This window comes from Microbacterium sp. JAI119, from assembly GCF_013410135.1.
GTDB classification, from domain to species: Bacteria; Actinomycetota; Actinomycetes; order Actinomycetales; family Microbacteriaceae; genus Microbacterium; species Microbacterium oxydans.
Genome location: NZ_JACCCK010000002.1, coordinates 426,676 through 451,348, shown reverse-complemented (window position 1 = coordinate 451,348; position 24,673 = coordinate 426,676). Strand labels below are relative to the sequence as shown.

Annotated in this window: 37 protein-coding genes and 3 tRNA genes; 38 read left to right on the top strand and 2 right to left on the bottom strand. The window is 64.0% G+C overall.

Going from position 1 to position 24,673, the window contains the following annotated elements:
- The first annotated feature begins 22 nt into the window (after positions 1 to 22).
- From HDC31_RS13140 to HDC31_RS13110, 7 genes are all read left to right on the top strand, one after another.
- On the top strand, positions 23 to 514 hold the full coding sequence (locus HDC31_RS13140; RefSeq protein ID WP_058633240.1) for an FBP domain-containing protein: 492 nt from the start codon (positions 23 to 25) through the stop codon (positions 512 to 514).
- 46 nt (positions 515 to 560) lie between these two features.
- On the top strand, positions 561 to 1,361 hold the full coding sequence (locus HDC31_RS13135) for an enoyl-CoA hydratase/isomerase family protein (RefSeq protein ID WP_061017769.1): 801 nt from the start codon (positions 561 to 563) through the stop codon (positions 1,359 to 1,361).
- Positions 1,362 to 1,476: 115 nt separating this feature from the next.
- Entirely contained in the window at positions 1,477 to 2,511 is a 1,035-nt protein-coding gene (locus HDC31_RS13130) for a hypothetical protein (RefSeq protein WP_179516197.1), read from the top strand.
- On the top strand, positions 2,508 to 3,302 hold the full coding sequence (locus HDC31_RS13125) for an inositol monophosphatase family protein (protein ID WP_058633247.1): 795 nt from the start codon (positions 2,508 to 2,510) through the stop codon (positions 3,300 to 3,302). The genes HDC31_RS13130 and HDC31_RS13125 overlap by 4 nt, the downstream gene beginning before the upstream one ends.
- Before the next feature lie 313 nt (positions 3,303 to 3,615).
- On the top strand, positions 3,616 to 4,662 hold the full coding sequence (locus HDC31_RS13120; protein ID WP_308472277.1) for a M23 family metallopeptidase: 1,047 nt from the start codon (positions 3,616 to 3,618) through the stop codon (positions 4,660 to 4,662).
- A 68-nt stretch (positions 4,663 to 4,730) separates the two neighbouring features.
- A tRNA-Thr gene (locus tag HDC31_RS13115) sits at positions 4,731 to 4,802 on the top strand.
- A 35-nt stretch (positions 4,803 to 4,837) separates the two neighbouring features.
- A tRNA-Met gene (locus HDC31_RS13110) sits at positions 4,838 to 4,911 on the top strand.
- A gap of 64 nt (positions 4,912 to 4,975) precedes the next feature.
- On the opposite strand, the gene HDC31_RS13105 is transcribed toward HDC31_RS13110, so the two are convergent.
- Together HDC31_RS13105 and HDC31_RS13100 are read right to left on the bottom strand one after the other, a co-directional pair.
- Positions 4,976 to 5,410 (bottom strand): ImmA/IrrE family metallo-endopeptidase, encoded by a 435-nt coding sequence (locus tag HDC31_RS13105; RefSeq protein WP_113681516.1) that lies wholly within the window; start codon positions 5,408 to 5,410, stop codon positions 4,976 to 4,978.
- The gene (locus tag HDC31_RS13100; RefSeq protein ID WP_113681515.1) at positions 5,340 to 5,738 is read right to left on the bottom strand and encodes a helix-turn-helix transcriptional regulator; all 399 of its coding nucleotides are present in this window, start codon (positions 5,736 to 5,738) and stop codon (positions 5,340 to 5,342) included. Before HDC31_RS13100 ends, HDC31_RS13105 begins: the two co-directional genes overlap by 71 nt.
- Positions 5,739 to 5,831: 93 nt before the next feature.
- Between HDC31_RS13100 and HDC31_RS13095 the strand changes: the two genes are divergently transcribed.
- From HDC31_RS13095 to HDC31_RS12950, 31 genes are all read left to right on the top strand, one after another.
- Entirely contained in the window at positions 5,832 to 6,053 is a 222-nt protein-coding gene (locus HDC31_RS13095) for a hypothetical protein (protein ID WP_113681514.1), read from the top strand.
- The gene (locus HDC31_RS13090; protein ID WP_179516196.1) at positions 6,050 to 6,268 is read left to right on the top strand and encodes an excisionase family DNA-binding protein; all 219 of its coding nucleotides are present in this window, start codon (positions 6,050 to 6,052) and stop codon (positions 6,266 to 6,268) included. The genes HDC31_RS13095 and HDC31_RS13090 overlap by 4 nt, the downstream gene beginning before the upstream one ends.
- A complete protein-coding gene (locus HDC31_RS13085; RefSeq protein ID WP_147251337.1) occupies positions 6,265 to 7,236 on the top strand; it encodes a hypothetical protein in 972 nt (323 codons plus the stop codon). Before HDC31_RS13090 ends, HDC31_RS13085 begins: the two co-directional genes overlap by 4 nt.
- On the top strand, positions 7,229 to 8,065 hold the full coding sequence (locus HDC31_RS13080; protein ID WP_179516195.1) for a DUF6551 family protein: 837 nt from the start codon (positions 7,229 to 7,231) through the stop codon (positions 8,063 to 8,065). The genes HDC31_RS13085 and HDC31_RS13080 overlap by 8 nt, the downstream gene beginning before the upstream one ends.
- Positions 8,066 to 8,255: 190 nt before the next feature.
- Complete coding sequence (locus HDC31_RS13075) at positions 8,256 to 8,582, top strand: hypothetical protein (RefSeq protein WP_113681510.1); 327 nt, start codon at positions 8,256 to 8,258, stop codon at positions 8,580 to 8,582.
- On the top strand, positions 8,579 to 8,722 hold the full coding sequence (locus tag HDC31_RS13070; protein WP_179516194.1) for a hypothetical protein: 144 nt from the start codon (positions 8,579 to 8,581) through the stop codon (positions 8,720 to 8,722). The genes HDC31_RS13075 and HDC31_RS13070 overlap by 4 nt, the downstream gene beginning before the upstream one ends.
- 609 nt (positions 8,723 to 9,331) lie before the next feature.
- A complete protein-coding gene (locus HDC31_RS13065) occupies positions 9,332 to 9,469 on the top strand; it encodes a hypothetical protein (protein ID WP_179516193.1) in 138 nt (45 codons plus the stop codon).
- Positions 9,470 to 9,844: 375 nt separating this feature from the next.
- The gene (locus tag HDC31_RS13060; protein ID WP_179516192.1) at positions 9,845 to 10,000 is read left to right on the top strand and encodes a hypothetical protein; all 156 of its coding nucleotides are present in this window, start codon (positions 9,845 to 9,847) and stop codon (positions 9,998 to 10,000) included.
- Between the two features lie 892 nt (positions 10,001 to 10,892).
- Positions 10,893 to 11,243 carry a hypothetical protein gene (locus tag HDC31_RS13055; RefSeq protein ID WP_179516191.1) on the top strand — a complete coding sequence of 117 codons (351 nt, stop codon included), beginning with the start codon at positions 10,893 to 10,895 and terminating at the stop codon, positions 11,241 to 11,243.
- 568 nt (positions 11,244 to 11,811) lie between these two features.
- Complete coding sequence (locus tag HDC31_RS13050; protein WP_179516190.1) at positions 11,812 to 12,387, top strand: HNH endonuclease signature motif containing protein; 576 nt, start codon at positions 11,812 to 11,814, stop codon at positions 12,385 to 12,387.
- On the top strand, positions 12,384 to 13,301 hold the full coding sequence (locus HDC31_RS13045; protein WP_179516189.1) for a PD-(D/E)XK nuclease-like domain-containing protein: 918 nt from the start codon (positions 12,384 to 12,386) through the stop codon (positions 13,299 to 13,301). The genes HDC31_RS13050 and HDC31_RS13045 overlap by 4 nt, the downstream gene beginning before the upstream one ends.
- A complete protein-coding gene (locus tag HDC31_RS20595) occupies positions 13,237 to 13,824 on the top strand; it encodes an HNH endonuclease (RefSeq protein WP_374939224.1) in 588 nt (195 codons plus the stop codon). The genes HDC31_RS13045 and HDC31_RS20595 overlap by 65 nt, the downstream gene beginning before the upstream one ends.
- A gap of 62 nt (positions 13,825 to 13,886) precedes the next feature.
- Positions 13,887 to 14,423, top strand: a complete 537-nt coding sequence (locus HDC31_RS13040) for a helix-turn-helix transcriptional regulator (RefSeq protein WP_179516188.1) — start codon at positions 13,887 to 13,889, stop codon at positions 14,421 to 14,423.
- Positions 14,420 to 14,716 carry an HNH endonuclease gene (locus HDC31_RS13035; protein ID WP_179516187.1) on the top strand — a complete coding sequence of 99 codons (297 nt, stop codon included), beginning with the start codon at positions 14,420 to 14,422 and terminating at the stop codon, positions 14,714 to 14,716. Before HDC31_RS13040 ends, HDC31_RS13035 begins: the two co-directional genes overlap by 4 nt.
- 2 nt (positions 14,717 to 14,718) lie before the next feature.
- Positions 14,719 to 15,261: a hypothetical protein gene (locus HDC31_RS13030; RefSeq protein ID WP_179516186.1), complete on the top strand. Its 543-nt coding sequence runs from the start codon at positions 14,719 to 14,721 to the stop codon at positions 15,259 to 15,261.
- Positions 15,262 to 16,054: 793 nt separating this feature from the next.
- Complete coding sequence (locus tag HDC31_RS13025) at positions 16,055 to 16,240, top strand: hypothetical protein (RefSeq protein ID WP_136053460.1); 186 nt, start codon at positions 16,055 to 16,057, stop codon at positions 16,238 to 16,240.
- 65 nt (positions 16,241 to 16,305) lie between these two features.
- Complete coding sequence (locus tag HDC31_RS13020) at positions 16,306 to 16,527, top strand: hypothetical protein (RefSeq protein ID WP_179516185.1); 222 nt, start codon at positions 16,306 to 16,308, stop codon at positions 16,525 to 16,527.
- Positions 16,528 to 16,634: 107 nt separating this feature from the next.
- Positions 16,635 to 17,090 carry an HNH endonuclease signature motif containing protein gene (locus HDC31_RS13015; RefSeq protein ID WP_218867778.1) on the top strand — a complete coding sequence of 152 codons (456 nt, stop codon included), beginning with the start codon at positions 16,635 to 16,637 and terminating at the stop codon, positions 17,088 to 17,090.
- A gap of 520 nt (positions 17,091 to 17,610) precedes the next feature.
- Positions 17,611 to 17,853 carry a hypothetical protein gene (locus tag HDC31_RS13010; protein WP_113680906.1) on the top strand — a complete coding sequence of 81 codons (243 nt, stop codon included), beginning with the start codon at positions 17,611 to 17,613 and terminating at the stop codon, positions 17,851 to 17,853.
- Entirely contained in the window at positions 17,850 to 18,278 is a 429-nt protein-coding gene (locus HDC31_RS13005; RefSeq protein WP_113680905.1) for a hypothetical protein, read from the top strand. The genes HDC31_RS13010 and HDC31_RS13005 overlap by 4 nt, the downstream gene beginning before the upstream one ends.
- A complete protein-coding gene (locus HDC31_RS13000) occupies positions 18,275 to 18,754 on the top strand; it encodes a hypothetical protein (RefSeq protein WP_179516184.1) in 480 nt (159 codons plus the stop codon). The genes HDC31_RS13005 and HDC31_RS13000 overlap by 4 nt, the downstream gene beginning before the upstream one ends.
- Positions 18,751 to 19,659 (top strand): hypothetical protein, encoded by a 909-nt coding sequence (locus tag HDC31_RS12995; protein ID WP_179516183.1) that lies wholly within the window; start codon positions 18,751 to 18,753, stop codon positions 19,657 to 19,659. Before HDC31_RS13000 ends, HDC31_RS12995 begins: the two co-directional genes overlap by 4 nt.
- Positions 19,660 to 19,913: 254 nt before the next feature.
- A complete protein-coding gene (locus tag HDC31_RS12990; RefSeq protein WP_113680899.1) occupies positions 19,914 to 20,141 on the top strand; it encodes a hypothetical protein in 228 nt (75 codons plus the stop codon).
- Positions 20,138 to 20,689 carry a hypothetical protein gene (locus tag HDC31_RS12985; protein WP_113680898.1) on the top strand — a complete coding sequence of 184 codons (552 nt, stop codon included), beginning with the start codon at positions 20,138 to 20,140 and terminating at the stop codon, positions 20,687 to 20,689. Before HDC31_RS12990 ends, HDC31_RS12985 begins: the two co-directional genes overlap by 4 nt.
- Before the next feature lie 362 nt (positions 20,690 to 21,051).
- Positions 21,052 to 21,519, top strand: coding sequence for an HNH endonuclease signature motif containing protein (locus tag HDC31_RS20590; RefSeq protein ID WP_113680897.1), 468 nt, complete (start codon positions 21,052 to 21,054; stop codon positions 21,517 to 21,519).
- Between the two features lie 122 nt (positions 21,520 to 21,641).
- Positions 21,642 to 21,714: transfer RNA gene (locus HDC31_RS12975), tRNA-Trp, on the top strand.
- Between the two features lie 261 nt (positions 21,715 to 21,975).
- Positions 21,976 to 22,143, top strand: coding sequence for a hypothetical protein (locus HDC31_RS12970; RefSeq protein ID WP_179516182.1), 168 nt, complete (start codon positions 21,976 to 21,978; stop codon positions 22,141 to 22,143).
- The gene (locus tag HDC31_RS12965) at positions 22,140 to 22,298 is read left to right on the top strand and encodes a hypothetical protein (protein WP_179516181.1); all 159 of its coding nucleotides are present in this window, start codon (positions 22,140 to 22,142) and stop codon (positions 22,296 to 22,298) included. Before HDC31_RS12970 ends, HDC31_RS12965 begins: the two co-directional genes overlap by 4 nt.
- A 160-nt stretch (positions 22,299 to 22,458) precedes the next feature.
- Positions 22,459 to 22,746, top strand: a complete 288-nt coding sequence (locus HDC31_RS12960) for an HNH endonuclease (protein ID WP_179516180.1) — start codon at positions 22,459 to 22,461, stop codon at positions 22,744 to 22,746.
- Positions 22,747 to 22,815: 69 nt separating this feature from the next.
- Positions 22,816 to 23,163: a hypothetical protein gene (locus HDC31_RS12955; RefSeq protein ID WP_147251257.1), complete on the top strand. Its 348-nt coding sequence runs from the start codon at positions 22,816 to 22,818 to the stop codon at positions 23,161 to 23,163.
- A gap of 91 nt (positions 23,164 to 23,254) precedes the next feature.
- Complete coding sequence (locus HDC31_RS12950) at positions 23,255 to 24,661, top strand: terminase (RefSeq protein ID WP_181800699.1); 1,407 nt, start codon at positions 23,255 to 23,257, stop codon at positions 24,659 to 24,661.
- Positions 24,662 to 24,673 lie beyond the last annotated feature (12 nt).

The following is a 24,673-nucleotide window of genomic DNA, read 5'->3' as shown; positions in this document are numbered from 1 at the left end:
AACGGTTTCCTAGACTGGAGAGATGCGACCGCTCACCGAAGCCGAAGTCCGGGCATCGTTCGTCAATGCGGACGATGACGAGCTGCGTCTGATGGAGATGCCTCATGACTTTCTGCTCGTCGACTGGGACTACCTCGACTTCTTCGCCTGGCAGGACCCCGGAGCGAGCCGTCGCGGCTATGTGCTGATCCCGCATGACGACGAGGTGATCGGAGTGGTGCTGCGTGCGACGGACCCCGGTCGCGCGAGGTCGGGCATGTGCAACATCTGCCACACGATGCAGCCGGGGAACCAGGTCGCCCTCCTCTCCGCCCGTCGAGCAGGCGAAGCGGGCAAGCGGGGGGATTCGTTCGGCACCTACATGTGCGCCGACCTCTCCTGCCACGAGAACGTGCGCCTCGCGCACCCGCTCGCACCGAACGAGGTCAGGTCGCCCGGTCAGGTCGACTTCCGTCTCGACGGCACGCGCCGGCGCATGGAGAGCTTCGTCTCGCAGGTCTGGGAGCGGGTCTGATCGCGGTTACGCTGGTGCGACACGTTCTGTGCTCGAAGGAGAAGCCATGACTGACGCCATCCTGTTCGCCGTCGAAGAGGGGATGGCTCGGCTCACACTGAACCGGCCCGCTCGGCTCAACGCGTTCAACGCCGACCTGGCGCACGCCTGGAAGGACGCGACGGCCGAGGCCACGTCGCGCACCGACGTGAAGGCGATCCTCATCGATGCCGCGGGTCCTGCGTTCTGCGCGGGAGGCGACGTGATCGACATGGCGACGACCATGGGCGCGTCCGGTGCGGAGATCACCGCGCTTGCCGAGGTCATCAACTCCGGTATCCGCTCGCTGACGGAATCAGCGGTGCCTGTCGTCGCCGCGGCCCACGGCACGACCGCGGGAGGTGGCCTGGGCATCCTGCTGTGCAGCGACTACGCCGTCGTGGGCTCGCGGTCGAAGCTCGGTAGCCTGTACGCGAACATCGGTCTGACCCCAGACCTGTCGGTCTCCGCTCAGCTCGCTCGTGCCGTCGGCCAGCGCCGTGCCCTGCAGCTCGTCCTGCAGGATCGGCTGCTCACCGCAGCGGAGGCCGTCGAGTGGGGACTCGTCGCCGAGGCCGTCGAGGGTGAGGACGCCGCCGCGGAGGCGGAGCGTGTGCGAGCGCGCGGTGAGGAGATCGCACGCTTCTGGCTGGCGGGTGCCGCCGACGCTTACGGTCAGGCGAAGAGGCTGGTGCGCGAGCAGCCGGAACGCTCCTTCGTCGAGCAGCTGGGCGAAGAGGCGCGCTCGATCGGTGCCGCCCTCGAGACACCCGACGCGCAGGCGAGGGTCGCGGCGTTCGCTGCGGCGTCGGCGAAGAAGACCGGCTGACCTCTCCTCCCCAGACCCGAAGGGTCAACAGACTTCTCGCGACGGGGTCGAACCCCTGGCAACCGTCGGCGCGCATGGCAGGATGAAGGCATCGCCGCTCGACGAGAGGAACGCCATGTCCCAGCCGGACATCACCACGCATCGACCGCAGGGTGAGAAGAAGAACATGTCGCTGCTGATCAGGGGCTCCCTGTGGATCGCCATCGGCGCTCTCATCGCCGCGGCCCTCGTGTGCGTCATCTGGGTGCTCATCGGTGACCAAGACGGTCTGATCGGTCGTGCGTTCCTCACGATCCTGCTGCTGGCAGCGTTCGCGGGAATCGCGATCCTCGAGGCCGGGTTGGCGCCGAACCGCCCCGACTGGCTGCAGCTGGCGAGCATGGTGAGCTGGATCGTCGCTCTCCTCGTCGGCGCCGTGAAGATCTGGCTCCCGGAGGACGGGTTCTACTTCGGCGCCGAGCGCTTCTTCCAGCTGCTCCTCGTGATCGGCATCCTCCAGCTGGCCCTGCTGCACGTGCGCCTGTTCACGCCGGCAGCGCAGCGATACGTCACGACCTTCACCCGAGTGATCTACATCGTGACGGTCACTTTCCTCGTCGGTCTCGTCGGCATGCTCGTGTTCTTCCTCGCCTTCCCCCACACGTTCCACTACGGCGAGCTGTATTGGCGCATCGTGGTCGCACTCACGATCCTCGTGGCCGTTGGCACCACGCTGATCCCGTTGCTCAATGCGCTCTTCGCGCCGAAGAAGAAGACCCCGGCCAACCGTGCCGTCGCGTCGGCGCCGTCGTGGCCGACCTACGCCGATGGCATCACCCCGCTTCCGGCGCTGCCCGATGCATCGCCCGACTGGAACGCCTACTACACCGGGTACCCGACGGTCGCCCCGCCCCAGCAGGCACTCCCGCAAGCGCCCGTCTCGGGGTTCCCCGTCGTGCCGCAGCCCGTCTCGCCGCAGCCCGCGCCGCCGCAGCCCGCTGCGTCTCAGTTCGCGCCGCCGCAGTTCTCGCAGCCCGCAGAGCCCGCGCCTTCGACTCCGGGCGAGCACCCGATGCCCCCTGCCCCGGCCACGCAGATCCCGGCCTCCCCGCAGGAGGCTTCGCAGGCTTTCCCGCCGCCGCCGCCCGCGCCCCGGCAGCCCGAACAGTGACGCTGGAACTCGAACTCCGCGACCTCGCGACCGAGATCGCCGAGGAAGCAGGGCAGCTCGCGCGACTTCGACGACAGGAAGGGGTGCGCCTGGCGGCGACCAAGTCGTCGTTGGCCGACATCGTCACGGACGCAGACCGAGAGGTCGAAGCGCTCATCCGTTCGCGTCTCCGCGCGGCGCGGGCGGACGACGGCTTTCTCGGCGAAGAGACGGGGGCCGAAGCGGGGAGCAGCGGGATCACGTGGATCGTCGACCCCATCGACGGCACCGTCAACTACGCGTACGGCATCCCGGCGTACAACGTGAGCATCGGCGCGGTCCGCGGGGAACCCGATCCCGAGACCTGGGAAGCGCTCGCCGGCGCCGTCAACGCCCCGGCGTTGGGAGAGACCTTCTCAGCGGCGCGAGGTCATGGCGCCTGGTCGAACGGCATTCGTCTCGCGGTGACGGACACGACCCCGGCCGGCGCTCTCCTCGCCACGGGCTTCGGCTACGACCCCGCCACCCACGAAGGCGACATCGCGACCGTGGCGCGGGTCATGCCGATGGCTCGCGATGTGCGACGTATGGGTGCGGCCGCACTCGACCTGGCCTTCGTCGCTGCGGGGCGACTGGACGGTTACTTCGAGCGGGGCCTTCGCCCCTGGGACTTCGCCGCCGGTGCGCTCCTCGTCGAGGAAGCCGGAGGCGTGGTGTCCCGAACGGATGTCGACTCCCCACGCCCGATGCTGGTGGCGGGGGGAGTCGATGTGCACGCCCGACTGCTCGCGATCCTCGCGGAGAATCCGTGAACGATTCATGGCATTCTCAGCCTGGTCACGGTAGGGTTTACCCGATCGTTACTTTCATCACCCGAAGGTGAAAGTCAAAGTTTGCGCCCCCCGAGCACGACGCACGACCGAGAGAAACGCTTTGCCCCTCGAGAACTCCCAGGCTGCCTCTGCGCCCACGCGCCGATCTAGCCGACTCCGCACTGCGGCCTCCGAGGCCCCCGCGGCGGGACCGACGGCACCCCTTTCTGCCGCTGATTCCACTGCCGTCGCCCTCGTTGCTGTCGCCCCCCTTTCCCGACGCGCCGCCCGTCAGCGGCCGGCACCCGACGAGGTGGTCACGGAAGCGCTGATCGAGCCTTTCGTCGCCACGAACTCGGAGCCGGTGATCGCCGATGTTCCCGCGGTTCCTGTCGCCTCGGAGCCGGTCGAGGCTCCTGCGGCTCCGGTCCGCGAAACCGGTGAGGCCGGGCGTGGACCGGCGGTCGAAGCCGACGCGTTCGAGCGCGCTTCCCGTGCCTTCCGCGCGACAGGTGCGGTTCCGACGGTTTCCACGGCTGAGCGCTCGTCGTCCGCAGCGAGTTCGGACGCTGAGCCTGTCGTCCCCTCGCATGTGGCCCCTCGTCGCCCCCGTAACCTCCGCAAGGTGGTCACGGTCGGAGCAACCGTAGGTGTGATGAGCCTCGCAGGGCTTCTCGCGGTGTCCATGACGCTCCCCGCGGAGGCGGTCGCCGGTGTGCGGGGCGGCTCGGCCGCATCCATGTCGTTGGTCTCCGCTGCTGCCGCCGACTCGAAGGACGAGGCCGAGGACGAGATCCAGGCTTTCGTCGCACCGTCCGGCGTCGAGAGCGTCCCGCTCTCCCGCTCCGATGACTTCAGCACGGTCTCGCTCGCCGAGGTCGCCGCCGAGCAGGGCATCAACTACTCGGGTGAGATCTTCACGAACGACCCCGACGCCGCCATCCAGTGGCCGTTCCTCGTCGGTGTCGGCATGAGCTACGGCTATGGGATGCGCAGCGGCCGCCTCCACGAGGGCATCGACTTCGTGCCGGGCAACGGTGCGCCGATCCAGGCCATCGCCGACGGCACTGTCCGCATCGCCACAGAGCAGGGCGGGGCCTTCGGGGTCACGGTCTACATCGACCACGTCATCGACGGCCAGGTCATCACGAGCCACTACTCGCACATGCAGTACGGCTCCCTCAACGTCAAGGCCGGCGACACCGTCAAGGTCGGAACGATCGTCGGCAAGACGGGTAACACGGGTCGTTCCTACGGCGCTCACCTGCACTTCGAGCTCATTGTCAACGGAACGACCATCGACCCGATGCCGTGGCTCAAGGCGAACGCCGGTCGATCGTCGCTGACCGCGGAGGAGTGACCGGCTCGATTTCATGAGGACGCCACAGTAATGGTATTCTCGTACGGTTGCCCCGCGAGGGGCAGCACGCCCCGATAGCTCAGTGGCAGAGCACTTCCATGGTAAGGAAGGGGTCGTCAGTTCAATCCTGACTCGGGGCTCGCAAGCATTCTTCTCACGCGGACGGATGCCTCGCGGCAGGGTAGCTCAGCTGGTTAGAGCGCACGACTCATAATCGTGAGGTCGCGGGTTCAAGCCCCGCTCCTGCTACAGAAAGTACCACCCAGGTGGACCCGATAGTGTCCCCGATCCACTGAATCTCGCGGAGCGAGGGTCACGCGGCCCGGCTGAGAATGAACGACCGAAACAGCGTCGTCGTCACTCCGAGCTCGGCAACGATCCGCCTCTCATCGCGGCACCAGCCATACAGGTCGGCCAGTTCGTCCGGACAGATCAAGTTCTGTGCGGCGAACTGGTCGGCCTGTTTTTCGTGCTTCGGGCGATCATCGGGGTGCAGCAACTCAGCGTGCCCGAGCTCATGGGAGAGCGTGAGCCGCAGGTCGCGTGCTCGAAGACGGTCACTGAGAAGAATCTCCCCGTACTCGCGAAAGTAGCGGCCGTTCGCCGTCCGGAGCCGGCGCACATACACGGGGATGCCGAGAGCGTCCGCGTGCTCGAAAGGATCGTAGGCGCGCCCCCTAGGGAGCGTCAGGCTCGTCGAAGCCAAGCTCAGGGTCCGTGTTGGCTGCGGATTCTCCTTCGAATGCATCCAACTCCTCCTCAGTCATCTCGGATGGCTTCTTCTTGCGGGCTTGATTAGCGATCGTAGGGATACCCTCGGACGCTAGCCGCTCCTCATGTTCGGTGTCCTTCATGATCTCGGCCATCACATCGACGGGATCAACCCCGATTGCGCGGGAGAGCATCACGAGGTCCGTAGCCGTGATCGGGGCGTTCGCCTTCAGCTTCTTCTGCAGCGTTGGAAGGGGGATTCCCGATCGCTCGGACAGTTCCTCTTGTGTGAGCCGCTTCCTCTTGTAGTAACCGGTGAGAACATCGGCTGCGACTCGGCTGATCAGTGGCTGCGAAGGGGACATGGATACCAGTTTAGATTCCGAATCCATCGAAATCGACTGAAAAACTTTCACTAACGGCTTGCAGCCATCGCTATCGGCATGTAGCCTATCGATATGGACAGGCAAGCAACCGGAATCGGTATCGCAAGAAGAGTCGACCTCGCTATCAGCGAGGCCGGCTTCGACCTGAACACTGTCGCACAAGCCGCCGACATCACCACTCCCGAACTGGAGGACCGCCTTTCTGGGCGCGTCGACTTCCAGCTCGATGAACTGGTGCGTGTCGGCGGCTTTTTGCGCACCCCTGCCACTCGATTCATGGAGGAGGCCGCGTGAGCGCGGAAAGCAAGACTGACAGCAGAAAGCCCATCGGGCTGACCGTCGATGATGCCGCCGCAGAGGTTGGCCTGTCGAGAGACTCCATCACCAAGGCGATCAAGAACAACCAGCTGCCCGCCAAGTACTTCGGCAGCAAGCCCCTCGTGAAGTTCACGGAGCTCATGCGCTGGTTCGACAGCCTGCCGGACGAGAAACCAGGGCGTGTTGCATGAGCGCCCTGGTCGTGAACGAAGTAGCCCCAGCAGTGCTGCAACACGCTGGGGCTGGGACTGATGGAGATCAGTACGCCCAGGGTACCGCAGTGACTGATGTTGCGCTTCTTGACTCGCTCCCGAAGGCGAACCAGGAGATCGTCGTCACCCAGTCCCTTGAGCAGGCGAATCAGTGGATTGACCGTGCCAACCTCGGACAGTCCACCGTGTACGAGATCAAGGACTTCAACGCATTCGTTGCCACGGTGACCGAAGCCGCCCGCCAGAAAGAGCTGAGCGGCGAGATCGTACTCAAGGCGCAGAAGACACAGCGTCGCGCAGAAGACGCGCTTGGCCGCGCGGTACGTCGGGGGCAAGAAGCCGGTGAGATCCGCACGAATGGTCAGCGTGCCACGGTGGCGAATCAGTATGGGCGATCTGCTGCTGCTGACGTGGAGAGTAGCAGCAGATCACCCAAGGAGTTCCTTCCCAGCTCGAAGGAGGCGGCTGACATCTATGCCATGGCAGATGCCGACCCCGAGCACGTCACGCAAGCTCTCGACGAGGCGGAGGAGGAGGGCAACCTCTCGCGGTCGAACGTCGTCCGCAAGATCAAGAACTTGCCGACGTTCTCGGAGGCGCAGGCGGAGAAGTGGCAGACGATCGCGGACCTCGCGAACGATCGCCTGACTTCTGCCCAGATCGCGAAGAAGGTCGGCATGTCGGAGAAGGGCATGCGTAAGGGCGCAGCTCAGCGCGGCATCACCTTTCCCGCCGATGAGGTTCTGGGGAAGACGAAGAGGATCAACGGCCTGGACGTGCTGGAGCGCATTGTCGCCAGTATCGAGGCCGACGAAAGCGTTCTTGGGCTCGTGGAGTTTGAGAGCATCACGCCGGAGCAGGCGGCCGAGTTGCTGCAACGACTCACCTCCCCCCTCCGTGCGATCAATCGAATGAAGAACCGACTGAAGGAGATCAGTGGTGAGTAACGCAACGGCAACCGTGACGCCCATCGACGCGGCCAAGAAGATCAAGCGTCAGGCGCAGCTCCGGACGATCCGCCTGGCCGACATCCGAATTTCGCCGGCAGCACAGCGTGACGTGAACGCGGCGCGCGTGAACAAGATCGTCGATTCGCTCGACATGGAGCGTCTCGGCACCCTCACGGTCTCAAGGAGAGACGGGTTCTACTGGCTCATCGACGGCCAGCACCGCTACACGGCCCTCAAGGAGTTCTTCGGGGAAGGGTTCGAGGAGTGGGAGGTCACCGCATGGACGTACTTCGACCTCACCGAAGACCAGGAGGCCGAGAAGTTCCTCCAGCACAACGAAGTCCTCGCGGTCTCCGCGTACGACCGCTTCAAGGTCGGCGTCACGGCAGGCCGCCCCATCGAGACCGACGTTGATCGCATCGTCCGCTCGCTCGACCTCAAGGTCGCTCGAGCTCAGTCGCACGGCGCCATCTCCGCAGTTACCGCGCTGACGTCCGCCTACAAGAAGCACGGTCCCCGCGGGCTCGTCGGCACCCTCTACGTGATTCGCGAAGCCTTCGGTGACCGCGGGTTCGAGTCCGTGATCATCACGGGCCTGGCTCTGTTCCGTGGCCGCTACGACGGGCGGATCGAAGAGGAGCGCCTGATCAAGAAGCTCAACGCGACTAGCGGCGGCGTGAAGGGTGTCCTCAACCGGGCTGCACTCATCCGCGAGAAGACCGGACAGCCCATCCCGACCTGTGTCGCCGCCGCCGTCACCGACATCTACAACGCCGGCCTCCGCGGCACGAACTCGCTCGGATCGTGGTGGAAGGACGCGGCGTGATTGACACCATTCCTCTCTGGTTCGCGATCGGTGGCGCCGTGTTCGCGACGTACTGCTACCTCGTTCTGGAGTTCCGCGCGTCGGCCCGGTATTGGGCTGAGCGTGACGCAACCGATCCGGTCGTGGTTACTGGTTCTGGTGTCCGTCGAGACTCCCGTCCGTACGCATGTAAGAGCGCAGGAGGTGTGCGATGAAGAAACGTCCCGAAATCGGAACGCGAGTGATGCGTACGTACGGACGCAAGGAGTACGTGGACTACGGAGAGCTCGGAACCGTGACCGCGCACGGTGACGGCAAGTCTTTCTCGATGACACTCGATGCGGATCAGCCCTTCGCCCGGTGGATGTGGGGATCGAAGGCCAAGCGCACCGATCACGGCGGACTGGTTCACGACCGGCTCGGCCCGTCAGAGGTGGAACCTCTGGCATCCGTCTATCGCGAGAACGCCCGCCGTTTTCGCAGCGTCGCTAGGGCGTGGGATGAGCACGCACGCGTGGTCGAGGAGAGTGCATCTTGAGTCAGTTCGCTTCCACCCTGTACCCGCAGACCAACCCGACGAACCCGATCCTGCTTGCCTATCGCGAGTATTTCGAGGACCGCATGCTTCCTCTTGGCCGCGTAGCCACCATGTTCCTCAAGATGGCGGATCTCGGCTAGTCCACTTTGGCAAGCAGGCGCACTGCACTTGGCGGCGCCGAACCGGCTGATCCCCGTTACAGGTTCCGGCTCTACTCCCCGTCGCTGGGGGTAGCGCTACTCGGCGTACCCGGAAACGGGCCGCTTTCAACTGAACAGAACTCGCAGGAGTAACCCCTCGCTGATCCCTCGGGATATCGGAGGTCGCCTTGGGTACGCGCCCCGGCTACGAGAACTGCGAGCGGAACGTCACCGAATACCGCACCCCACCATCGTGGGGTCAACCACGGCGGCGTGAACCCCTGCAAGCGACCCTTTGGTGCGGCTGGCTGGGCGTCGTGCTGGAGCGGGCGACGTAGGGCTTAGGGGTCGAAGGAAAGGAAACGCCAATAGGCGTACAAGATTCGACAGTTCGCCGCCGTGCAACACGGGCGGAACCAGCCGCGAAGGGTCAAGCGGATGGCACGGGGTTAGTCGCCGTGAACCAGGGCACAGGGTTAGTGTCCGCGTGAACCAGGGAGTACACCGGTGGCCAGTCATCGGCGCGCACGAACATCACTAGAGAGAGGCTGTTCAATGGCTGGACATGAGTGCCCGAGTAGTCACTCGGATATCCAATGTGGTGAGTGCTTGCTGTACTTCCGCCTCGACGGCGACCTGATCGCCCACCGCGAGGAAGAGCACAGCGAAGCGCGCCCGACGTCAATCCTGCGCGGTGTCGTCTCCGGTGGACGGTTCGTGCCGACGAGCGATTGGGAAACGCTATGAGTGCCCAGCATGACGAGGCATGCGAGGCGGACTGGGGTCCGGAGGGCCAGGAAAGCCCGTGTAGGTGTGGACAGTTGATGCCAGCAGAGCGCCCCGACACCTGCCCGCACGAGAGCTTCACGTCTCTCCACATTGGTCGAGGCATGGTGCGGATGACGTGCCATGACTGCGGGGAGACGACCGAAGCTCCCAGCGCCACAGCACAAGCCGACATCGACGAACGAAGCACACGATGATCCGGTGCTACTGCTGCGGACGCCCTGGACCCGACACCCGTGTGGACGGTGGTCCGATGCACTTCCGCTGTTGGGGCGAACACCACTCCGATCCGACCGGGGAATGGCCGGTGGATCACGAATGCGAAGGAGGCAGGCGATGACTGACTCGAATGCCATACAGGCGATGCGGGCCGGTATGGATATCTGTCCCGACGAGCACAAGGGTCACGTTGCTCTGAAGGCCGTGTGGCTTGCGGGCTTCATGCGGGGATACCGATTTAAGCAAGAGGAGCAGGCCGATGAGCTGGCATGACCATTACGAAGAGGCCCGCACGGCGCTCGAATCGGGTGTCGCAGCCGTGGAGAAGATCATCCGAGACAGGGACGTCGAGTCGCACATTGCACGGCTCAGACTCGAACGGCTTACGGGACTCCTCGACCGAATGCAGTCGATCCAGGAGCCATCCGACGCGATCCTCGACCGGTATCTGCTCGAGGAGTGGAAGCACGAACGATGGGCGTACGGAGAAGATGATGTACCCCGATGCGGGTGTGGCGAACGACTACGGGACAGCGATCGTGGCCCCGTGAGCTCACTTGAGCAACATCGAGTCCGGATGTCACTGCGTGCCGCATTCGCCTTCACCCCGGAGTGCCCGCAACCGTGCGAGCACCTGTCACAGGAGGACTCACGCGACGGCCACACGTGCGCTGAGCACCCATGCACCTGTTAGCCATTTCGGCCCGTGCGTGCGCTCGCAGATCGGCGCACGGGCACTCGGGTTCGCGGTCTCTTGAGTTTGTAGGCGGGCAGGAATCCGCCGTAACTCCCGCGGAACCCTCGGGGCTGGTGTTGGTGGGAAGACGTCGATGACGACTGAGCGCAGACCTAACCCGGCCATCCATGACTACTGCCGTCCCTGTTTCGGGTGGGGCAGTACCACGGTCCGCAAAGGGACCGACTACGAGAACGAGATCGAATGCCTCGCCTGCTCAGGGAGCGGGCGACAGGCCAACAACCACGAGATTCGGAGACAAGACCATGCCTGAGAAGTGCCCGTACTGCGCTGAGCGTGAGCGCATGAACGTCGAGTACAACGTCCAACCGCCGATGGGGCCGTGCCCGCTGCACGCTCCCGCCGATGTCGAGATTCGGAGGCAGAGCGATGTCTGAGTACGTCTGCCCGGGGTGCCGGGATAGCAATATGGCCGACGAGTGCTGGCACGACGAGAAGACCTGGACGCTGGCCGAGGCGCTGTCGGTCGGGCTTCCCGGTGGTCCCGCAACGTGGGGAGATCCGGTCAAGCGCGCGTGGGCATTCATCGACGACGCCGAGGCGCTCATGGGCGACGTCGGCGAGCCGCCCTACGCAGTGTCGATGTTCCATCCCGCAGGGGTCGCACCGTACACCACCGTGGGCCTCGTGAACGGCCGCTACCTGTTCGCCGTGGATGAGGAAGCCACGTTCATCGGGGACGTGTGGGACGAGCAGGGGCGATCCCGCCTCCTGATGCCCACGCTCTCGGCAGATGCCGAGAGTCGGAGCGTGTCATGACCGCAAACAGCATCCCTCCTGTCCTGGTGGAGCGTGCCGACACCAGACCCATCCGCCTCGTACCCCTCCGTGACACCCGGGCGTGGGCAACGTTCACTGCCGTGTCCTCAGGGATCGCTGGCGCCCTCGCTGGTGGGTGGTTCGTCTACGGGCTCGTGCTCCTCAATGGGGGACCCTGACTGCCCGAAGTGCGCACACCCGACACCGGGCCAGCCGCCCCACAACCCCTCGCTGGCGTGCACACGTCGGCCCATCATCGTCCCCCATTGCGCCTGCACGGCCTGCTTTGGGTGAAAGGAACCAGACATGAAAGACCGTTGGAGAGTCGTTCACGGAGCATATGGGGCGTGGCGAGTGATGCACGGCGAAACCCGCATCGCTGTCTTCACCGCATGGCATCGCGCCTACGAGTACGCCCGTGAACAGGCCACGTTCGAGAACCTCAACATCGTCAGTCTCGAGATCTGCTCATGACGTGCCCCCTATGCCTTGACCGCGACGAAGTGGTCATCACCCATAACCCGACCGTGTGGATGGACTGCCCCCACACCTACTGGAAGGACCAGACATGACCGACGTGTTCACCGCTGAGCCTGAGAAGTTCTGGGATCAGGTTGATCGCAGTGGCGAGTGCTGGGAGTGGCGCGGAAGCACGACGTCTGGTGGGTACGGGAACATTCGCCGCTCCGGAAAGAACGACTACGCCCACCGCGTTTCATACCGACTATCCGGACGCGAGATACCCGACGGATTCCACATCGATCACTTGTGCCGGAACACCAAATGCGTGAGGCCCGAACACCTCGAAGCTGTGCCTCCCGCAGTGAACGTTCGTCGTGGCGCCAGCGGGTACGGAGGTGTGCGCACCGAGTGCCGCCACGGCCACGACATCACCAATCCGGCGAACGTGTACACGCAGCCAGACGGGGGACGACGCTGTCGTGTCTGCTCGCGCGCGGTCACGGCCCGTCAGACCGCGGAGCGCAGAGCGCGAGGTGACCGGCGCCTCATCCACAAGACCGAGTGCGTCCGTGGTCACGCTTTCGACGAGGAGAACACCCGCGTGAACGCCAAGGGGCATCAGAAGTGCAGAGCGTGCGCGCGAGAGAACGAGAAGAAGTACAGGGAGGCGCGGAAAGCATGACGTACTCAGGACTTGTTCATGGACTTGATGAGCATCTTTACCACCGTCAGCCCGGCCTGAGCTCCACCGGGGCGAAGAAGATCCTCCAGTCCCCGGCGCACTACCGCCACTACGCGGAGCACCCGGAAGAGCCCAAGGCTGGTTTCGACCTGGGGTCCAGTGTCCACACGAAGGTGCTCGGCGTCGGCGCTGGCATCGCCATCTACCCGGATGGGAACGGCCCGGAACGGTTCGAGTACGACGGGACCGAGCTCGACAACGTGCTCGCATCGAACGGTGCCATCTCCACCAAGGCCGCGAAGGCCTTCGAAGCTGACGCACGCGACCGGGGACTGATCCCCGTGAAGCGCGTCACTGCACGGGTGGTGGACATCATGGCCGAATCGGTGCTGTCGAACCCGACCGCTCGCGCGCTCTTCGAGGGCGGGGATGCGGAGGTCTCCATGTTCGCGACCGACCCCATCACAGGCATTCCGATGCGAGGACGCCTGGACTACCTCAGCAAGCGAATCGCCGACCTCAAGACGACCGCGGGGGACGCATCCGAGTCCGGGTTCGCGCGCCAGGCGTTCAGTCTCGGGTACGAGATCCAGTTCGGCTGGTACTCGCACTTGTACGAGCTGATCACGGGGGAGCGTCCGCCGTGGCTGTTCGTTGTCGTCGAGACCTCAGCGCCGTACCTCGCCAACGTGCATGTGCTGAGCGAAGACGGTCAGCGCATCGGCACACAGAAAGCTCGAGCGGCACGCGAGCTTTACGCACGGTGTGTCGAGTCCGGCTCTTGGCCGGGCTATCCGAACCGCAGTGGGGGAGCCATCGGCATTCTCGACGTCCCGATGTACGCCATCTATGAGTACCAGGAGAGATTCAATGACAACGGGCTCGAACTCGTACAGCCGAGATCGAATAGCTGAGGCCATCGGCAAGCGGCGTTGGCCGACGATGAAGCGATCTCTGCTGTTCCACGATCTCAGCCCAGAAGAGTGCTGGCCGTGGCAAGGGTGGGTCGACAGCTTCGGGTATGGGCGCGCCTACCCGGATGGTGGTCGCGCCAACGCGGCGGGCGCGCATCGCGTCGTTTGGATGCTCCTGAACGGGCCACTCGACAGCAGCGTTCAGATCGACCACAGGTGCCATGACTTCACAAGGTGCACTCTGGCACGTGACTGCCCGCATCGACGGTGCGTGAACCCGCATCACCTCGAACCCGTGAGCGCGCTGGAGAACGGGCGGAGAAGCAACAGTCCCCACTCTGAGAACGGACGCAAGACGCACTGCATCCGAGGCCACGAGTTCAACGCAGAGAACACCCTTCCACACGGCAACGGCTACGGACGCAGGTGCCGCATCTGTGAAGCCATCCGAGCGCGAGCTCGACGGGCAGATCGGGGCGTCAAGCCTCGCATCGCTCGCAGACGAATCGAGGTTCCAGAATGACCGACATTGCCATCCCTGAGGACACGAGGAGATCCCGTCTCCCGAAACCTCACGCACAGGTCATGGATGAAGAGTTCGTGACTGCAGCGGAACGGTTCGCCGCATTCCGCGAGCAGCACCCGAACGGGTACGTGGAGGCCACCCTTGACCGGGTTCTGGAACACCCGGACGGGCATGTCACCTACGTGATGAACGCCGCCGCCTACCTCGAGCGCCCCGGATTCGGGATGGTGTCACGTCCGGATGCGACCGCATGGGCACAAGGCTCCACGAAGGACGACAACGCAATCATCGCCGGTTCGCCCCTCGAGTCTGCCGACACCATCGCAAGGTCAAGGGCACTCCGCAACCTTGGCATCCTCGACGGCGCCAAGCCGGCCAAGATCCGTGAACCACAGACCGAGGAGCAGATCGGCGCCGAGGTTCAGGCGGCAAGGGAGAAGATGCCTGGGCTGTCCCAGAAGGGGCTGGCGCTCGTCATGACCACCCGCGGCTTCAAGTGGTCACAGGCCACCGTCTCCCAGATCGAGAAGGGCGAACGTCCGTTGCGGCTCAGTGAAGCCGACCACCTGGCCGAGCTCATCAGGTTCCGGACGTGAGCGCGATACCCGCGAAGGTCCGTGCAGCAGTGCATGAGCGGGCGCAGGGCAGATGCGAGGGGTGCGGCAAGATCGCACCCCTCGAACTGCATCACCGGAAGTACCGGTCACGTGGCGGCAAGCACACCCTGTCGAATCTCGTCGCACTGTGCGGGTGGGGGAACCACACCGGCTGTCACGGGCTCGCTCACGGACCCAACCCGCCTCAAGGGTGGTCGCTCCCATCTGGGCGTTGCGACCCCGCCGAAGAACTGTTCCTGCACCACTGGGGACTCATCTACCTGAAGGACTAACCATGAGAATCCTGACTGTTCGCCAGCCCTGGGCTTGGGCGATCATCCACGGCGGGAAGGACATCGAGAACCGGGTGCGGAACGTGGCCGGGGGATACCGGGGGCCGGTTGCGATTCACGTCGCACGCGCCGACGCTGAGGCCGCCCCCGAATCGCTCTGGCTGCAGCACTCCGATTGGTACCGCGCGCGCACGGCCCAGCCCAAGAAGTTCGATCCTGCGTGGTCTGACCGCGGACACATCATCGGCGTCGTCGACCTCGCGGATGTACATGACTCCGCGAAGTGCTACGACGAAAGCATCCAGCACGCAGTGGACCTCTACCGGACGGATCGCGAAGCGTTCGACGCCCTGCCGGTTCGGAACGGTGCCGGTGGCCTGATCGCGCGTGGTGGCTACTGCTCCGAGTGGGCACAAGACGAGGCGCATCACCTCGTGCTCGCGAACCCTCGGGCGCTCCCTGAGCCGATCCCGTACACGGGTGCGCTCGGCCTCCGAGGTCTGGACGACGACACGATCGCTCGCATCAACGAGGGGCTGTCATGACTCCCGGTCACGTGTTCCCGGCCCGCTACGACGGCGTCTGCGCCGCGGAATGCGGATCTCGCATCCACCCCGGAGACGCGGTGAGGTACGACGACGATGACCAGCTGCGGCACGACCAGTGCACCCCGAAGCGGTCCAAGTTCGACATCGGACCCCGTGAGGTCGTCTGCCCGGACTGCTTCTGTATCAGGCCATGCCGATGTGTCGATTGAAAGGAGGGTGAACGGTGCCCTGGTTCAAGGTAGATGACCAGTTCTGGTCTCATCCGAAGGTCGTCGAGTTGTCCGCCGAGGCGGTTGCCCTCTGGGTGCGTGCCGGGTCGTATGCCGCACAGCATCTGACGGATGGGGTGGTGACGTACGGGATCATCCGCATGCTTGCTGCCGACAGAGACGCAGCCACAGAGCTCACGAATGCGGGGCTGTGGGACCAGCAGGACAACCGCACCTGGTTGTTCCACGACTGGGACGACTACCAGCCTGACGCGGTTGTCTCGAAGGAGCGAAGACAGAAGAAGCAGGATGCGTCAGCGCTCGGGAATCACGACCGTTGGCACGTCGCTAGAGGTATCCAGGTCGAGGGGTGCTCGCACTGCATCGCAGGTGCGATCCCACCTGCGATCCCTTCTGCGATTCCCGGGGGATTCCCCCCGTCCCCGTCCCCGTCCCCGGACTCTACTCACCTTTCAGAGAGTCAGTCACGAGATACACGCGCGAGCGTCGGGACGGACGAGCAATCTGCGGAGCCGTACAAGAGCACCCTCGCTTCGCAGTACGGGATCGACGTCGCCCGGGTGCGGAAGCACCTTGACGACAAGCTCGGCCTGATACTCGCACCGCCCGACGTGGTGAACGTGTCGATGTGGATCCTGAACAAGATCCCACAACCACCGCGAGCACCCACGAGCTACATCATCGGGTCGATCACGAAGTCGCCCGCCGAGGTGCAGCAGTACATCCACGAATCAGCGCTCATCTGACCGCTGACCGATCGCAGGCCACCACCCACACGGGCTGGTGGCCTTTCCCATTGACGGAGGAAGACATGCCCCCAACACCAGGACGGCCAACCGACTGGGGACTCTCAGACGAATGGTTCACCGATTTCATCACCGACCTCCAGAACTCACCCACACGACGACGCAGGCTCCACCGGGAACGAATCGTCGCCCTCCCCGTGAAGGACACCCTCGCCGTCACCTTCCAGGAGAAGACCGAACAGCTACGGCGATACCTCGCCGGCGAACGAGAGAAGGACATCGCATGAAGGGGATTCGCAAGCCGAGGGTCTGTGAACATCCCGGGTGCGACAAGCCGCACCATGCGAAGGGCATGTGCAGTCTCCACCACGCCAGGCGAAAGCTCGGGATCGGTATGGATCTCGAGAAGAAGTCGCTGCAGGAGCGATTCATGGCGAAGACCCGCGTGACCGAGGCCGGATGCGTCGAGTGGACGGGCGTCAAGCATCGGGGTTACGGGCACTTCGCCATCACGCTTCCCGATGGCCGCCCAACGATGGCCAAGGCGCACCGCATTGCCTATGAGCTGCGCTTTGGTGCGATCCCGGACGGTCTAGTCATCGATCACCTGTGCCGGAACAGATCCTGTGTCAATCCGGACCATCTCGAGGCGGTGACATCGCGGGAGAACACGCTCCGAGGTGTCAACTTCTCCGCAGTCAACGCGGCGAAGACCCACTGCCTGCGAGGGCATCCATTGTCGGGAGACAACCTGTATGTCATCCCTTCGACCGGAAGTCGAAACTGTCGAACTTGCCGAAAAGACCAGAGCCGTGCGCGCTGCGCTCGCGAAAGGAAGGGGGAGCAATGAGCTCCGAAATTCTGCACGATCAAGGATTCCCGCACGGAACTGTTGATGGGTTCACGCTTGGGTGTCGGGGCTCTCGCTGCCCAAGCCCAGTTGCCTGCGTAGACGTGCAACGCCTTTACGCAGGGGACTGGGCGTTCAGGAGACAGATCAACGCAGGGATGACCCCAGCACAGATCGTCGCCGCCGAACAGAAGCAGGCACAGGAAGCCGCACAAGCCGATCTGAGAGCCAAACGAGCCCGCCCAGGTGTACGTGCCGGGGCAAGCCGAGAAGACCGCCGTGCAGCCGCCAACAGGGCACGCGGCGACGGCCTCGCACTCATCCCACGCCACACCCTCCGCGAACTCCTCAACGCGGGACTCACAGACCGGGAAATCGCGACCAAGCTCGGCCTCAACCGCCGCCAAGTCACCGGGTCACGCCGCAACGCCGGGTATGAACGCAACCCGGACCGGAACCGGCGTCCAACCCCCAACCCAGCCCCCGCAACCTTGGGGGCTTCTTCGTTCCAGGAGAACACATGACGACGCCGGTTCCATACGCCGAGTTCATCGCTCGCCGTCGTGCACGAGTGGTGTTCTCGGCATTCGCCGGCGTCGGGTCGGAACTCCACGTTGCGGTCCGGCTTGGGCGCCGAGCGCGCGGCATCGAGCTCAAGCCCTCGTACTGGCGGACCGCATGTCAGTACCTGCATGAGCTCGAAGCGGAGATCGCAGCGCCCAAGCTCACCGATCTGCTCACGGCGGAGGACTCGTCGTCATGACCTGGACTCTCGAGCTCCCATACGACCGCCCACCCAAGGGGCTGTCAGCCAACTACCGAGGCCACTGGGCACCGAAAGCGAAGTCCACGGCGGAGGTGCGTGCACTCGTCGTCACCCTCGCCCGCAACGCCCGCATCCCGACCATGGGCCGCATGCAGGTGGAACTGGTGTGGGTCGTGACGGACAACCGGAAACGGGACGCCGACAACGTGTTCCCGCTCCTAAAAGCCGCCGCTGATGGTCTCGCATCCGACAGGGGAGTGTCCGCACACCTCGTCCCGGACGACAGCCCCGAATGGTGCGTGAAGATCGCACCCCGAATCGAGAAACGCGACACCGACACAGCCCACTTCGAGCTGATCGTCACTGACATCACCCACCGGCCCGAACAGGTCGACCAACTCACGAAGGAAAGACTCACATGAGCAAGCGCACAAGCCAGCACGAGCAGGTAGATCATTCTCAGATCGCAGTCGGTGACCAGATCCGCTTCCAACCTGACTCGCGGGAGCGCGCATGGTGGACCGTCACTCACCGAAACGACGATCATGTCGTCGCGGTGAGGCAGGCGCCGTTCCATCCGAAGGGCACAGTCGAGTACACCGTTACCGGACGCATGGACGGACGTCGAAACGGCACCGGCCCCGGACTCGTCCGGTCTTCGCTCAATACCCTCGGGGGCGGTTGGGACTTGAGTAACCGCGAGGACGCCGGCTCGGTGGAGATCCTCGACGCCCTCGAATCAGGGCAGTACGAGCTCTCAATGCGTCGTGTCATTGACGTCCACAGCATCCATCGAAGGTCGGGCGCGCAGCAGCCCACCACTGACCTCACCCCGTCTGAACTGGCCGAGGTCACCCGGTTCGGCATCCACGAAGACGACCAGGAGAACGAACAGTGACCGACAACAAGAAGCTGATCGAGAGACTGCGCGCTGTAATCGACACCGCGACCTCTGACTCCATGCTCGTCGAGAACGACCGCGTCGTCACGAACGCTGAGCACGACGCGTGCCGGGCTGAAAGGGACGAAGCCGAGGCGGTGCGTGACCTCATCATCGCGGCTCTCACCCCTACCGACGACGAGCGGGAAGCGCTGGTCGCGATCCTCGAAGCGCCGCTCACCGAGGAGTCGCAGGGGCGTACGTTCTCGGAGATGCTCGCCGATGTGATCCTGGTGCGGTTCAGTTTCCGTCGCACCGAGGTACCGGAGCCGAGCGTCGAGGACTGCCCGGATGCTGAGGGTCTGGTCGCGCTTCGGTCCAACGGATCGGAGCCACAGGGCGAACCGTCCGAACACCGCGACCGGATCGCGCTTGCTGAGTTCATCGACAAGGCGCTCGACGGAGACGCAGGGTATGGGGTCGGCGAGTTCCTCGCGGGCGGAATCCTGTCGTTCCTGAGTGAGCGCACCGCTCTCCACGCAGCGTTTGAGCCACAGGGCGAACCGTCCGACGCGCACCTGAGCAACGTCAGCATCGACGGCGTGCAACAGTCATGGAAGCAGCTGTACGAGCGCGAGCACGAGCAGCACCTCGCACTGCAAGGCTACCGACGCATGCTGTCCGACCTCGATCGCAACGCGAGCGGACGCCACGAGGGTGACTACGACTCGCACGCGACGGGTAACGGCGGGATCTCGGCGGGCAACCCGCACCTGACGACAGGTCAGATCATCGGGTACGACATCGGCGGACGCGAGTATGTCGTGCCCGAGCCTCGCGACCGCGGCACGCTCTCGGCCTGGGTTCGTGCTGCTGGGGAGGCTGGCTCAAGGTTCTTGAGCAGAACGTCGCACAGCACGTGAAAACCGTGCACCACGGCTCACCTCGGAAGATCGATTGCGGTCACTGCGGACGGAGGATGCACCGGAGCAACAAAGCGCGCCACCTGAGGCTGGTGCATTTCATCCAGGCTGAAGGAGCGACCGATGCCTGACGTCCTCGGCCCCGACTGCAGGGACGGGAAGTGTGCGGCCTGTACGTGCGACGCATGGAACAACACCACCGATCGACCATGCGCCTGCGAGTGCGCATGCCACGACACGAAGGAGGGCGAGTAATGGCGATCGTCACGCACTACACGGACGAGCAACGTAAGAACATCGCTGAACGAATCGGTGCACTGTTCGAGCTCCCCAACGCGGGCATGAAGATGACCCGCGAAGGATGGCGCATGGAGGGCTGGGGCGATGGAGTCCAGCTGACCGTCGAACTCGTGACGTTCATCACCCCGGAGGAAGCCGAAGCCATCCTCAACGCCAAACCGATCGAGGGAGCCGCAAAATGAGCGATCATGCAAACGTCGGCTACCTCACCTGGGAAGAGTTCGACCGGTTCCAGAAAGCCGTGCACAACTCACAGAAGGTCGTCCCATGGTTCCGCGTCGCCGGGTACATCAAGGGCGGAGTCGAGGAAGTGCGCGCCCCGTCATCGAACCACCCAGTCGGCATTCCGCCGACGTGGCTCGCGGCCGAAGAGATCACCAGGCTCTCCCGCGAGCTCCGATACTGGGCCAACCTCGAAGACATCGCCAACGACGACATCGGCGCCATGACCGCACGAGACTTCACCCGTGAGGTCGAAACCGCGATGGCACGCTGGCCGATCGAGGACAAGCCCCGCAAGGTCCGCCACGTTCGCTGCCAAGGCTGCGCCGGCGAGACCATCCGCTACACGCCACCGGTAGGCATCTGGCAGCCCGTCAAGATCGCGTGCACCGAATGCGCACGCACCTACACCGAGGACGAGTTCAAGACCCTCGTCGAACTCGTCAACGCCGAGATCAAACGAACGGAGGAAGCCATTGGGCGCACTAGACGACTGGGTGCAGCTTGACGAAGCCACCACAATCACTGGCAGATCCACCCACACCATCTACCGGTGGGCCAGAGAAGGAACCGTCCGCACCGTCAGGCCCGGTGATGTCATCTGGTACAACATCCGAGACCTCAGAAACGCATCCAAGAAAACACCGGGACGCCCGAGGAAGTAATCTGCAAAACCTGCTACAGTAGCCGCGAGGCTCAAGAACTATGTTCCCAGCCCCCTAAGCCGCCACTCACACGAGGGCGGCTTCTTGCTTTCACGCCTGATCCGCGAAACGATCCGCCTGGCCCCCGTAAGGGGCTACTTCTCGTTAAGAAGCCCCGACGCTGCTACCAACAGCTCGGGGCGGTGACCGACTTCAAGGAGTCGATATGAAGAATGCTAACTCATTGAGCGATGTTCCCCTCCACGCTCGCGAGCGTCTCGCCGCGGGGATACAGGAGACCCCAAGCGGGTGTCATGAGTACAGGATCAAAGCCAAGCGAGGGTACGGGCATCTGCGCTTCGCGGGGCGCGAGTACGCGGCTCACCGCGTTGCGTGGGTGATTTCCAACGGACCGCTCCTCGACACTGACGTTGTTATCCATCACGTATGCGAGAACCGGAGCTGCGTGAATCCCAGGCACCTTGAGGCGGTCTCGCAACGGGCCAACCTCCTGGCGACATCCTCAACCATCGCGGCGCGCAACTCCACCAAGACGCACTGCATACATGGACATGAGTTCACGCCTGCGAACACAATCCGGACGAAGACCGGTCGCGCTTGCAGGCCATGCAGCCGAGAGGCAAAAGCCCGATACCGCGAGAAGAAATCCCCAAGCCTCCCGGCAGATCGTTGACCCAGAGTCGCGGTTAGCTCGGTCGCAGGACGCCGCAATGACACGCGGCACATAGAGCACCCCATGACGGGAGCTCACCAACTGAACACACTCGGTGCCCGCGTGATGGCGTGGCCGAGTACATGCCTCTAGCTCATTGGCAGAGCGGCGGTCTCCAAAACCGCGCCGTACCAGGTTCGATTCCTGGGAGGTATGCGACACCGCAAGGTGCTATCGAGGTCCGCCGTGCACCCGCGTAAGCAAAGCTCGGCACCCTCTCCTTTCCTTCGACTCCACCCCACCAAACACGGGGAAGCGATCGGCGTAATCGAATAGCCAATACGGCTATTAATCCCATCTCATGCAGGGAGCGGGAATGAAACTCACGCTCGGCATCGTCGCCGGCATCAGCCTCTCGATTCTCGCCCACATCATTTGGAAACCTGCCCTCGGATGGGCACTCTCGAGAGGCGACTGATGAGTGACATTCGCGAAGTCAACGCCGCACACCAGCCGAATGACCTCCAGCGGCGCCGTGACCTTCACCGCCTCGACAAGCGCGAACTCGTCAACATCATCCGCGGCTACGAGACAGGCATCGCCAACCTCACAGCCCGCATCGACGCATACACGGACGAACCATGAGCGCCTACGTCTGCGAGCTCTGCGGCATCGACCGGCACACCTACGCCGCCATGATGGCCTGCGAAGAGGAATGCCACGCCGAGAACATCGCAGCCCGCAAGAACCACGTCAGCCCCCGCATCATGCGCCCCATGCACAGGTGGGAAGACGACTGACATGGCGCCCCACACCTGCCCCAGTGCGGCACCCCATGGCCATCCCCAGCCGACGCCGACACCTGCTGCACCCACGATCACCTCACGGGATACGAGCACAGCGGGGACGACAGGCACGGTGTCAGCTACCAACTCGGCTACGACTGAGGAGGTGGGCGCGATGGTCCGCCGCAACAGCAACATGCAGAACCGCATGAGGGAGCACGTACGCCGCCTCGGGGGAAACTGCCGCATCTGCGGTGAACCCATCGACTACACGATCCCATACTTCCTGCCAGGGACACGCAAACCAAACCCTGAAGCATTCGTTGCCGACCATGACATCCCCATCGACAAGGGCGGACGTCACGACCTGAGCAACGCACAGCCTGCACACTGGCGATGCAACAGCAAGAAGCGCGCACGCCTGGTAGCCCCGATCATCAAGAGGTCAGGCACACTCAACTGACCTTCGAACACGACTCCGAACCCCAGGGGGAGTGCCCCCTCACCCGCATCGACAGCGGGTCTCCGGGGCTTGCCGTTCTCTCTCTCTGGTCTTTTTTTCGTTTCCTCGAAAGGGGCCGTGATGAAGAATCGAACGTCTGTTCTTCGGGCGGTGAAGGCTGATGAGGTGCCGGAGCCGCCGAAGATTCTGACTCTCGCTGAGGCGATCGAGTCGGGTGACTACTTGCAGATCCTTCTTGCGCAGCGTCGCGAGATCGCGAATGACCTCCCTGATGAGAAGGGGCCGGCGAAGGCTGCGCTTCACCGTCAGCTCTCGCTTCTGTCGAAGGAGATTGAGGCGTTGCAGCGCGGCGGCGAGGAAGACGCGGAGGGCGGCGCGAATGTCGAAGACGGAGAGTTCGACGCCGCCGCGATCTGAACCGAAGCTCACTGACCTCGCCCGCCACGTGGTCTACCCCAAGGGGATCGTGTCGACGGCGTGGCCTCGAGTGGTTGCCCAGTGCGCCGCGATGGGCGTCAAGTTTGACGAGTGGCAGCACGGCATCGGCACGGTGGCACTGGGCAAGTCGAAGGACGGCAAGTACGCGGCGACGATCGGTGGCATTGTCCTCTCGATCCCGCGTCAGGTCGGCAAGACGTTCCTCGTCGGCATGATCATCATCGCCCTGTGCATCCTGAACCCGAAGATGACGGTTCTGTGGACGGCACACCGGACGAAGACGGCCACGAAGACTTTCCAGACGATGCAGGGCATGGTCCGGAAGAAGAAGATCCGTGGTCATCTCGCCGCTGGGCGCAATGACGGCATTCGAACAGCGAATGGCGAACAAGAAATCCGGTTCCGCAACGGTTCGGTGATCATGTTCGGCGCCCGCGAGGGTGGTTTCGGCCGTGGTTTCGATGAGGTCGACGTCGAGGTGTTCGACGAGGCGCAGATCCTCGGCGAGAAGGCGCTCGAAGACATGGTGGCGGCGACGAACCAGTCCCGCCAGCCGGCCGGCGCACTTCTGTTCTTCATGGGCACACCGCCACGGCCCACCGATCCTGGTGAGGAATGGCTGGGGCGTCGCAGCGAGGCGCTCGAGGTCAAGCCGCTCGATCAGGTCGTGGGTCTGTCCGACGACATGGTGTACGTCGAGTTCTCAGCGGACAAGGATGCCGATCCGGATGACCGGGCGCAGTGGGCGAAAGCGAATCCGTCCTTCCCGCACCGCACGCCGCTCGAGTCGATGCTCCGCATGCGGAAGCAGCTCAAGAACGAGGACTCATTCAAGCGCGAAGCGATGGGCATCTACGACGCGCTCGATTCCGGGCAGGTCATCGATGACAACTCGTGGGGTGCTGTCAAGGATCCCGCGTCGATGGCGATCGATCGGATCACACTTGCGATCGATGTCGCCCCGGATCGCTCGGTGGCTTCGGTGTCTCTGGCTGGTCAGCGTGCTGATGGTTTGTGGCACGTGGAGCTCGATGAGCAGAAGCGGTCGGTGGAGTGGGTGTCTGCGTGGGTGAAAGCTCGTGCGGAACGCAATCAGCTGCACGCGGTCGTCGTGGATGAGATGACCGGACTCGTCGAGGAGCGACGCGGCCGGAACTATCTGGTCGGAACCGATGTTGTGGTGACGCTCGCTGCTGCTGAGGGCCGGGATATGGCGATCGCGTGCGGGCAGTTCTTCGACGGAGTGATGGAGCCTTCACCGAAGCTTCGGCACACGGACCAGCCGCAACTGAACGTGGCCCTTTCCCTCGCCCGGAAGCGCCCGCTCGCTGGCGCGTGGGCGTGGAACCGGAAGGACGCAGAGTCGGACATCACTCCGATCGTGTCAGCGACTCTCGCCCTGTGGGGTGCTCAGAAGGACGACGTGGAACGCCCGACGCGGCGCCGCGCAACGGAACGTACGGCTTTGGTGCTGTAGGGATGGGGGACC

Bases quoted from the DNA above. Each gene is read 5' to 3' on its own strand.
- HDC31_RS13140 (WP_058633240.1), top strand. From the start codon at position 23: ATGCGACCGCTCACCGAAGCCGAAGTCCGGGCATCGTTCGTCAATGCG.
- HDC31_RS13135 (WP_061017769.1), top strand. From the start codon at position 561: ATGACTGACGCCATCCTGTTCGCCGTCGAAGAGGGGATGGCTCGGCTC.
- HDC31_RS13130 (WP_179516197.1), top strand. From the start codon at position 1,477: ATGTCCCAGCCGGACATCACCACGCATCGACCGCAGGGTGAGAAGAAG.
- HDC31_RS13105 (WP_113681516.1), bottom strand. From the start codon at position 5,410: ATGCATTCGAAGGAGAATCCGCAGCCAACACGGACCCTGAGCTTGGCT.
- HDC31_RS13100 (WP_113681515.1), bottom strand. From the start codon at position 5,738: ATGTCCCCTTCGCAGCCACTGATCAGCCGAGTCGCAGCCGATGTTCTC.
- HDC31_RS13095 (WP_113681514.1), top strand. From the start codon at position 5,832: ATGGACAGGCAAGCAACCGGAATCGGTATCGCAAGAAGAGTCGACCTC.
- HDC31_RS13085 (WP_147251337.1), top strand. From the start codon at position 6,265: ATGAGCGCCCTGGTCGTGAACGAAGTAGCCCCAGCAGTGCTGCAACAC.
- HDC31_RS13075 (WP_113681510.1), top strand. From the start codon at position 8,256: ATGAAGAAACGTCCCGAAATCGGAACGCGAGTGATGCGTACGTACGGA.
- HDC31_RS13060 (WP_179516192.1), top strand. From the start codon at position 9,845: ATGACTGACTCGAATGCCATACAGGCGATGCGGGCCGGTATGGATATC.
- HDC31_RS13055 (WP_179516191.1), top strand. From the start codon at position 10,893: ATGGCCGACGAGTGCTGGCACGACGAGAAGACCTGGACGCTGGCCGAG.
- HDC31_RS13050 (WP_179516190.1), top strand. From the start codon at position 11,812: ATGACCGACGTGTTCACCGCTGAGCCTGAGAAGTTCTGGGATCAGGTT.
- HDC31_RS13045 (WP_179516189.1), top strand. From the start codon at position 12,384: ATGACGTACTCAGGACTTGTTCATGGACTTGATGAGCATCTTTACCAC.
- HDC31_RS20595 (WP_374939224.1), top strand. From the start codon at position 13,237: ATGAGTACCAGGAGAGATTCAATGACAACGGGCTCGAACTCGTACAGC.
- HDC31_RS13040 (WP_179516188.1), top strand. From the start codon at position 13,887: ATGGATGAAGAGTTCGTGACTGCAGCGGAACGGTTCGCCGCATTCCGC.
- HDC31_RS13030 (WP_179516186.1), top strand. From the start codon at position 14,719: ATGAGAATCCTGACTGTTCGCCAGCCCTGGGCTTGGGCGATCATCCAC.
- HDC31_RS13020 (WP_179516185.1), top strand. From the start codon at position 16,306: ATGCCCCCAACACCAGGACGGCCAACCGACTGGGGACTCTCAGACGAA.
- HDC31_RS13015 (WP_218867778.1), top strand. From the start codon at position 16,635: ATGGATCTCGAGAAGAAGTCGCTGCAGGAGCGATTCATGGCGAAGACC.
- HDC31_RS13010 (WP_113680906.1), top strand. From the start codon at position 17,611: ATGACGACGCCGGTTCCATACGCCGAGTTCATCGCTCGCCGTCGTGCA.
- HDC31_RS13005 (WP_113680905.1), top strand. From the start codon at position 17,850: ATGACCTGGACTCTCGAGCTCCCATACGACCGCCCACCCAAGGGGCTG.
- HDC31_RS13000 (WP_179516184.1), top strand. From the start codon at position 18,275: ATGAGCAAGCGCACAAGCCAGCACGAGCAGGTAGATCATTCTCAGATC.
- HDC31_RS12990 (WP_113680899.1), top strand. From the start codon at position 19,914: ATGGCGATCGTCACGCACTACACGGACGAGCAACGTAAGAACATCGCT.
- HDC31_RS12985 (WP_113680898.1), top strand. From the start codon at position 20,138: ATGAGCGATCATGCAAACGTCGGCTACCTCACCTGGGAAGAGTTCGAC.
- HDC31_RS20590 (WP_113680897.1), top strand. From the start codon at position 21,052: ATGAAGAATGCTAACTCATTGAGCGATGTTCCCCTCCACGCTCGCGAG.
- HDC31_RS12970 (WP_179516182.1), top strand. From the start codon at position 21,976: ATGAGTGACATTCGCGAAGTCAACGCCGCACACCAGCCGAATGACCTC.
- HDC31_RS12965 (WP_179516181.1), top strand. From the start codon at position 22,140: ATGAGCGCCTACGTCTGCGAGCTCTGCGGCATCGACCGGCACACCTAC.
- HDC31_RS12960 (WP_179516180.1), top strand. From the start codon at position 22,459: ATGGTCCGCCGCAACAGCAACATGCAGAACCGCATGAGGGAGCACGTA.
- HDC31_RS12950 (WP_181800699.1), top strand. From the start codon at position 23,255: ATGGGCGTCAAGTTTGACGAGTGGCAGCACGGCATCGGCACGGTGGCA.